This is a genomic window from Mesorhizobium sp. 01N446 (assembly GCF_056399285.1).
Genome location: NZ_JBFTRA010000015.1, coordinates 111453 through 118254, shown reverse-complemented (window position 1 = coordinate 118254; position 6802 = coordinate 111453). Strand labels below are relative to the sequence as shown.

Genomic DNA, 6802 nt, shown 5'->3' with positions numbered 1-6802 from the left:
GTCTCGATCCCCGGTGGCCTGATCACGCCGATCATTCGGCATGCGGACGAAAAGACGCTGTCGACCATCTCCAACGAGATGAAGGATCTGGCCAGCCGCGCCCGCAGCCGCAAGCTGAAGCCGGAAGAATATCAGGGCGGCACGACAGCCGTCTCCAACCTCGGCATGTTCGGCATCAAGGATTTTGCCGCCGTCATCAACCCGCCGCATGCGACGATCCTGGCGGTCGGTGCCGGCGAGGAGCGGGCGGTGGTCAAGAATGGCGAGATCAAGATCGCCACCGTGATGTCGGTGACGCTGTCGACCGACCATCGCGCCGTCGACGGAGCACTCGGCGCCGAACTGCTGGTCGCCTTCAAGCGGCTGATCGAGAACCCGATGGGCATGCTGGTCTAGGAAAGGAAAAGGCTCGTGCGGAAATTCTTCACCAGCCTTTTCGCCTTTTTCATTTCCGGCTTTGCTGGCAGCCTGGTTGCGCTGGGACTGGCCATCGCGACCCATGCGCAGGAAGAATACATTCTGGTGTTCATGGCGTCGGCGCTTGTCACCATCGTCGTGACGATCCTGTTTTTCGTCGCGCAGTTCTTTTCGAATGCACCGACGATCATCAACTGGCTGGCCCTTTGCGCCATTGTCCTGTTCGTGCTTGTCGGGCTCGGCCTGATCGGCTGGACATTCTCGCAGCCGATCGACAAGCGCCAGTGGGGGAGTGACCTGCCAATCGTCGCCGGCCTGGTTTTGCCGGGCCTGGCCACGGTCCTGGTTCACTGGCTGTTCGTGCGCTGGCGGCTGGGAACCGGTTTGATCAATGCACAGGTGAACGCATGAAGACAGTACTTTGCTACGGCGATTCGTTGACCTGGGGCTATGATGCCGAGGGTGGCCGCCACGCGCTGCAGGACCGCTGGCCAAGCGTGCTGCAGGCCGGGCTTGGCGGTGGCGTCCAGGTCATCGCCGACGGCCTCAATGGCCGCACCACGGCCTTCGACGATCATCTGGCCGGAGCGGACCGCAACGGTGCGCGGGTGTTGCCGACGGTGCTGACGACCCATGCACCGATCGACCTGATCGTCATCATGCTTGGCGCCAACGACATGAAGCCGTGGATCCACGGCAATCCGGTCGCCGCCAAGCAAGGCATCCAGCGGTTGATCGACATCGTGCGAGGCCATGACTATCCGTTCGACTGGCCGGCGCCACAGATACTCATTGTGTCGCCGCCTGTTGTAAGCCGCACCGAAAATGCCGATTTCAGGGAAATGTTTGCCGGCGGCGATGAGGCATCGAAGCAGCTCGCCCCGCAATATGCCGCGCTCGCCGACGAAGTCGGCTGCGGCTTCTTCGACGCCGGCACGGTGGCGCAAACCACACCGCTCGACGGCGTCCATCTCGACGCCGAAAACACGCGAAACATCGGCAAGGCGCTGACATCGGTCGTGCGCGTCATGCTGGAATTGTGATTGAAGGAGGAAATCCCGTGGCTGAGAACTACGACGTCATCATCATCGGCTCCGGCCCCGGTGGCTATGTCACAGCGGTGCGTTCGGCCCAACTCGGCTTCAAGACGGCGATCGTCGAGCGCGAGCATCTTGGCGGCATCTGCCTCAACTGGGGCTGCATCCCGACCAAGGCGCTGCTGCGCTCGGCCGAGATCATGCACTATTCCGATCATCTGAAGGATTACGGGCTGAAGCTCGACGGCAAGGTCAGCGTCGACACGTCGGCCGTCGTCGATCGCTCGCGCAAAGTCTCGCTGCGGCTCAATGGCGGCGTCGCCTTCCTGATGAAGAAGAACAAGGTCGACGTCATCTGGGGCGAAGCCAAGCTGTCGAAGCCGGGTGAGGTCGTCGTCTCCAAGACGGCCAAGAAGCCGATGGAGCCGCAGCCGCCGGTGCCGAAGGGCGTCAAGGGCGAGGGCACCTACACCGCCAAGCACATCATCCTGGCGACCGGCGCCCGGCCGCGCGCGCTGCCCGGTATCGAGCCGGACGGCAAGTTGATCTGGACCTATTTCGAGGCCATGGTGCCGAAGGAGATGCCGAAGTCGCTGCTGGTGATGGGCTCGGGCGCCATCGGCATCGAATTCGCTTCCTTCTACCGCACCATGGGTGCGGATGTGACGGTCGTCGAACTGTTGCCGGCGGTGATGCCGGTCGAGGATGCCGAGGTCTCGAAATTCGCGCAAAAGCAGTTCGAGAAGCAAGGCATGAAGATCATTCTCGAAGCCAAGGTGACCAAGGTCGAGAAGGGCGCCAATTCGGTCACCGCGCATGTCGAGATGAAGGACGGCAAGGTCGAGAAGATTACCGCAGACCGCATGATTTCGGCCGTCGGTGTCCAGGGTAACATCGAGGGCCTCGGGCTTGAAGCGCTTGGCGTGAAGACCGATCGTGGCTGCGTCGTCGTCGACGGCTACGGCAAGACCAATGTGCCCGGCGTCTACGCCATCGGCGACGTCGCCGGCCCGCCCATGCTTGCCCACAAGGCCGAGCATGAGGGCGTCGTGTGCGTCGAGAAAATCGCGAATTTCCCCGGCGTGCACGCCATCGACAAGCTCAAGATCCCCGGCTGCACCTACTGCAATCCGCAGGTCGCTTCCGTCGGCTTGACGGAAGCCAAGGCCAAGGCCGAAGGCAAGGATATCCGTGTCGGTCGCTTCCAGTTCGCCGCCAACGGCAAGGCGATCGCGCTCGGCGAGGACCAGGGCTTCATCAAGACCATTTTCGACAAGAAGACCGGTCAGCTGCTCGGCGCCCACATGGTCGGCGCCGAGGTGACCGAACTGATCCAGGGCTTTGTCGTGGCGATGAACCTCGAGACGACCGAGGAAGAGCTGATGCACACCATCTTCCCGCATCCGACGCTGTCGGAGATGATGAAAGAGAGCGTGCTCGACGCCTATGGCCGCGCCTTGAACGCATGATAGATTCGCTGCAGGAGACTCAGCCGCGAAAGCCCTGGGAACTCGACGGCAAGGCAGTTCGTTTCCGCATGCATTTTTACGCGCGCAAGGAGAAGGCATATGCACTTGAACGGCGTGGGCTGGATCGCAGCCATCATCATCGGCGGCCTGGCAGGCTGGTTCGCCGAAATGTTCATGAAGAGCAACACCGGCATTTTCATGAATATTATCATGGGTATAGTTGGCGCAGTCGTGTTGAACGCCATCCTGCAAGCGCTCAATTTCGGCCCATTCGGCGTCGGCTGGATCGCCTATCTGATTACCGGCTTCATCGGTGCATGCCTGCTGATCTGGGTCGGTCGCCTGGTGCGCCGCTAATCGGTATCATTCGCGGCTATGCGAAAACGGTTGTGGCGGCATGCACCGTCGCAGCCTTTTTCTTTGTGCCGAAAAGTCCTAGATGACGATAAAGTGACGATCGCCGACGGGCGGTCGCAAGAGAAGCCAGGGTTCAGATGGTCACTGTCCTCGACACGATCGCCAACGCGCCGCGGCTGCGGCACCCCGAGAAGGCACACAAGCCCGACCAGGAGGTCTTGCGCAAGCCGGACTGGATCCGCGTCAAGGCGCCGGTCTCGAAGGGCTATGCCGAGACACGCGAGATCGTGAAATCGCACAAGCTGGTGACCGTCTGCGAAGAGGCTGGTTGCCCCAACATCGGCGAGTGCTGGGAAAAGAAGCACGCCACCTTCATGATCATGGGCGAGATCTGCACGCGCGCCTGCGCCTTCTGCAACGTCGCCACCGGCATTCCGACCGCGCTGGATGCCGATGAGCCGGCGCGTATCGCGCACGCCGTCAAGCAGATGGGGCTCAGCCATGTCGTCATCACCTCCGTCGACCGCGACGATCTTGCCGATGGCGGTGCGCAGCATTTTGCCGAGGTCATCCGGGCAATACGCGCGGCGACGCCTTTGACGACGATCGAAATCCTGACGCCCGATTTCCTGCGCAAGGACGGCGCACTCGAGATCGTCGTGGCGGCCAAGCCCGACGTCTTCAACCACAATCTCGAAACCGTGCCGTCGAACTATCTGACGGTGCGGCCGGGCGCCCGCTATTTCCACTCGATCCGGCTGTTGCAGCGGGTCAAGGAACTCGACCCGTCGATCTTCACCAAGTCCGGCATCATGGTCGGCCTGGGCGAGGAGCGGAATGAGATCCTGCAGCTGATGGACGATCTGCGTTCGGCCAATGTCGACTTCATGACCATCGGCCAGTATCTGCAGCCGTCGAAGAAGCACCATCCGGTGATCCGCTTCGTCACGCCCGAAGAGTTCAAGTCCTTCGAGACGATCGGCCGGACCAAGGGTTTCCTGCTGGTGGCATCGAGCCCGCTGACGCGCTCATCGCACCATGCCGGCGACGATTTCGCCCGGCTGCGCGCGGCGCGGGAAGCGCAGCTCCAGAAATCGGTCTGATGCATGTCGCCCAAAAGTGACCTCGGTTTTGGGAGAACGACTTGCATAGAAACAAGAACTCTAAAGCGCGTTGCATGAATCCGTTCCGACGCGACGCGCTTTAGAGGTGGTTGCATGCCGAAATTCGAAGCCACCCGCCGCGTTGCCCATACGCCGCAGCAGATGTTTGCCTTGGTTGCCGATGTCGAGGCCTATCCGCAATTCCTGCCGCTTTGCGAGGCACTGACGGTACGCTCGCGCAAGGAGCGTGACGGACGCACCATTCTCCTGGCCGACATGAGCATCGGCTACAAGGCGATCCGCGAGACCTTCACGACCCAGGTGCTTTTGAAGCCAGACGAGAACGCCATCGACGTGAAATATATCGATGGCCCGTTCAAATATCTCAGCAATGTCTGGCGTTTCGAACCCGATGGCGCCGGCTGTGCCGTCCGCTTCTTCATCGACTATGAGTTCAAGAGCCGTATCTTGGGCGCGCTGATGGGGACCATGTTCGACCGAGCCTTCCGCATGTTCGCCGAGGCTTTCGAAAAGCGCGCCGACATCATCTATGGTGTCGCGCCGCAGGCTTAATCCTGGCTGAGCGCTTGCAGGCCCAACTTCAACGCGTGTCTCACCGTCTCGTGGCGGATGAATTCGCGGCCCTTGTGGCCAAACAGCTGGCGCTCGGCGACAACCGGCTGGCCGGCAAGAGCAAGGCCGAACCAGACGAGACCGACCGGCTTGTCAGCCGAACCTCCGCCTGGGCCGGCAATGCCGGTAACGGCAAGAGCAAGGCTCGCGCGCGAATGCGCCAGCGCGCCGGCCGCCATCTCCAGCACCGTTTCGCGCGACACAGCCCCATGCGCCTCGAGYGTTTCGGCGGAAACACCGAGCATCTCCATCTTGGCTTCGTTGGAATAGGTGATGAAGCCGCGGTCGACCACGGCGGAGGAGCCGGCAATGTCGGTGAGCGCCGCGATGATCAGGCCGCCGGTGCAGCTTTCGGCGGTCGCCAGCATGATGCCACGGTGCTGGCAGGCCAGCAGCAGGGCGTTTGCGAGCTCGGCGTTGCTCATTCCGGCACCTCGCCGGGGAACACCACGCTGGCGGTGGCGATCGCCGCGATGCCTTCCTCGCGGCCAACGAAGCCGAGTTTTTCGTTGGTTGTCGCCTTGATCGAGATGCGGTCGGCGGAAATCCCCAGCATCTGCGACAGGGCCGATGTCATCGCCTCACGATGCGGGCCGACGCGCGGCGCCTCGCAGATCAGCGTGATGTCGGCATTGGCGATGCGCCCGCCGCGCCCGCGCACCACTTTCGCGGCGTGCTCGACGAAGATCCGCGACGCGGCGCCCTTCCATTGCGGATCGGACGGCGGAAAATGCGTACCGATATCGCCGGCGCCGCAGGTCGCCAGCAGCGCGTCGGTCAAGGCGTGCAGGCCGACATCGGCATCGGAATGGCCGGACAGTTTCTTGTCATGCGGAATGGCGACGCCGCACAGTGTGACGTGATCGCCGGGTTCGAAGGCATGGACATCGTAGCCGTTGCCGGTGCGGATGTCGGGAAAGTGTATGCGTTCGCTGGAAAGCCGCTGGTGCGCCATGGCGATATCCCGTGCCCAGGTGAGTTTGATGTTGTCCGGCGAGCCGGGAACGAGCTTGACCGGAATATGCGCCCATTCGGCGATGGCCGCGTCGTCGGTGAAGTCCAGCCTGCCTAGCTGATGTGCCTTGTCGTGCGCGGCAAGGATCGGTCCGAAGGGAAAACCTTGCGGCGTTTGTGCCGCGTGCAGCCCGCTGCGGGAAACGGTTTCCGCGACCACGCCGGCGGCCGACTCGCGTTTCAGTGTGTCGGCGACGGGCAAAGCGGGCAATGCTCCCTCGTTCTCGCCGATGGCGGCGATGGTGCGGTCGATCAGCTCCGCGTCGACGAACGGTCGGACGGCGTCGTGAATCAGAACCCGGTCTGGCGCGTCGTCTTTCAGCGCCAGTAGCCCGAGCCGGACGGATTCCTGCCTGGTTGGCCCGCCAATGACGGCGATAACGCGCTGGGCCTGGGCGCCCGCCGCTTGCCGGAACAGGTCGTGGTCGTCGGCGTGGATGGCGACGACGATCCGACCGGTCCGCGGATGGGCAAGAAACATCTCCAGCGTATGCGCAATGACGGCGCGGCCGCCGATGTTCTGGTACTGCTTGGGTCCGTTGGCCTGGCCGGCACGAGCGCCGCGGCCGGCGGCGACGATCACCACCGCAACCCCACCTGTCGCGCCCGCGTTTTCAGTTCCGTCAGTCATGGCGATTGGCTTAGCGCACGATCCCCAAAAGTGTAATTGGTTTTCCAAAAAGATCGTGCGTCAAATATGAACTCCAAAGCATCCTGAAGAACGCGCCACGCCCTGGTCGCGGCAAAAGCCGGGGGCCGATATTTTCCCAAT

9 protein-coding genes are annotated in these 6802 nt (G+C 62.5%); 7 read left to right on the top strand and 2 right to left on the bottom strand.

Annotated elements, in window-relative coordinates:
• From AC1DPX_RS33625 to AC1DPX_RS33595, 7 genes are all read left to right on the top strand, one after another.
• A partial coding sequence (locus tag AC1DPX_RS33625; RefSeq protein WP_477242208.1) for a 2-oxo acid dehydrogenase subunit E2 occupies positions 1-396 on the top strand: 396 nt, incomplete at its 5' end.
• A 15-nt stretch (positions 397-411) separates the two neighbouring features.
• Positions 412-828 (top strand): hypothetical protein, encoded by a 417-nt coding sequence (locus tag AC1DPX_RS33620; protein ID WP_477242206.1) that lies wholly within the window; start codon positions 412-414, stop codon positions 826-828.
• Complete coding sequence (locus AC1DPX_RS33615) at positions 825-1460, top strand: SGNH/GDSL hydrolase family protein (RefSeq protein ID WP_477242204.1); 636 nt, start codon at positions 825-827, stop codon at positions 1458-1460. Before AC1DPX_RS33620 ends, AC1DPX_RS33615 begins: the two co-directional genes overlap by 4 nt.
• A gap of 17 nt (positions 1461-1477) precedes the next feature.
• Complete coding sequence (gene lpdA / locus AC1DPX_RS33610) at positions 1478-2923, top strand: dihydrolipoyl dehydrogenase (RefSeq protein ID WP_477242202.1); 1446 nt, start codon at positions 1478-1480, stop codon at positions 2921-2923.
• 99 nt (positions 2924-3022) lie between these two features.
• Positions 3023-3280, top strand: coding sequence for a GlsB/YeaQ/YmgE family stress response membrane protein (locus tag AC1DPX_RS33605; RefSeq protein ID WP_091586392.1), 258 nt, complete (start codon positions 3023-3025; stop codon positions 3278-3280).
• Between the two features lie 137 nt (positions 3281-3417).
• Positions 3418-4383: a lipoyl synthase gene (gene lipA / locus AC1DPX_RS33600; RefSeq protein ID WP_477242200.1), complete on the top strand. Its 966-nt coding sequence runs from the start codon at positions 3418-3420 to the stop codon at positions 4381-4383.
• A gap of 114 nt (positions 4384-4497) precedes the next feature.
• A complete protein-coding gene (locus tag AC1DPX_RS33595; RefSeq protein WP_202354467.1) occupies positions 4498-4956 on the top strand; it encodes a type II toxin-antitoxin system RatA family toxin in 459 nt (152 codons plus the stop codon).
• Here AC1DPX_RS33595 and AC1DPX_RS33590 read toward each other — a convergent pair.
• Together AC1DPX_RS33590 and AC1DPX_RS33585 are read right to left on the bottom strand one after the other, a co-directional pair.
• Positions 4953-5441, bottom strand: coding sequence for a CinA family protein (locus tag AC1DPX_RS33590; protein ID WP_202354466.1), 489 nt, complete (start codon positions 5439-5441; stop codon positions 4953-4955). The two genes, AC1DPX_RS33595 and AC1DPX_RS33590, sit on opposite strands and share 4 nt — an antisense overlap.
• A complete protein-coding gene (locus AC1DPX_RS33585; protein ID WP_477242198.1) occupies positions 5438-6661 on the bottom strand; it encodes a bifunctional 2-C-methyl-D-erythritol 4-phosphate cytidylyltransferase/2-C-methyl-D-erythritol 2,4-cyclodiphosphate synthase in 1224 nt (407 codons plus the stop codon). Before AC1DPX_RS33585 ends, AC1DPX_RS33590 begins: the two co-directional genes overlap by 4 nt.
• Between the last annotated feature and the right edge of the window lie 141 nt (positions 6662-6802).

What these genes read in the sequence shown, in the direction of transcription:
- AC1DPX_RS33605 (WP_091586392.1), top strand. Translation starts at nt 3,023, where the DNA reads ATGCACTTGAACGGCGTGGGCTGGATCGCAGCCATCATCATCGGCGGC.
- AC1DPX_RS33615 (WP_477242204.1), top strand. Translation starts at nt 825, where the DNA reads ATGAAGACAGTACTTTGCTACGGCGATTCGTTGACCTGGGGCTATGAT.
- lipA (WP_477242200.1), top strand. Translation starts at nt 3,418, where the DNA reads ATGGTCACTGTCCTCGACACGATCGCCAACGCGCCGCGGCTGCGGCAC.
- AC1DPX_RS33585 (WP_477242198.1), bottom strand. Translation starts at nt 6,661, where the DNA reads ATGACTGACGGAACTGAAAACGCGGGCGCGACAGGTGGGGTTGCGGTG.
- AC1DPX_RS33595 (WP_202354467.1), top strand. Translation starts at nt 4,498, where the DNA reads ATGCCGAAATTCGAAGCCACCCGCCGCGTTGCCCATACGCCGCAGCAG.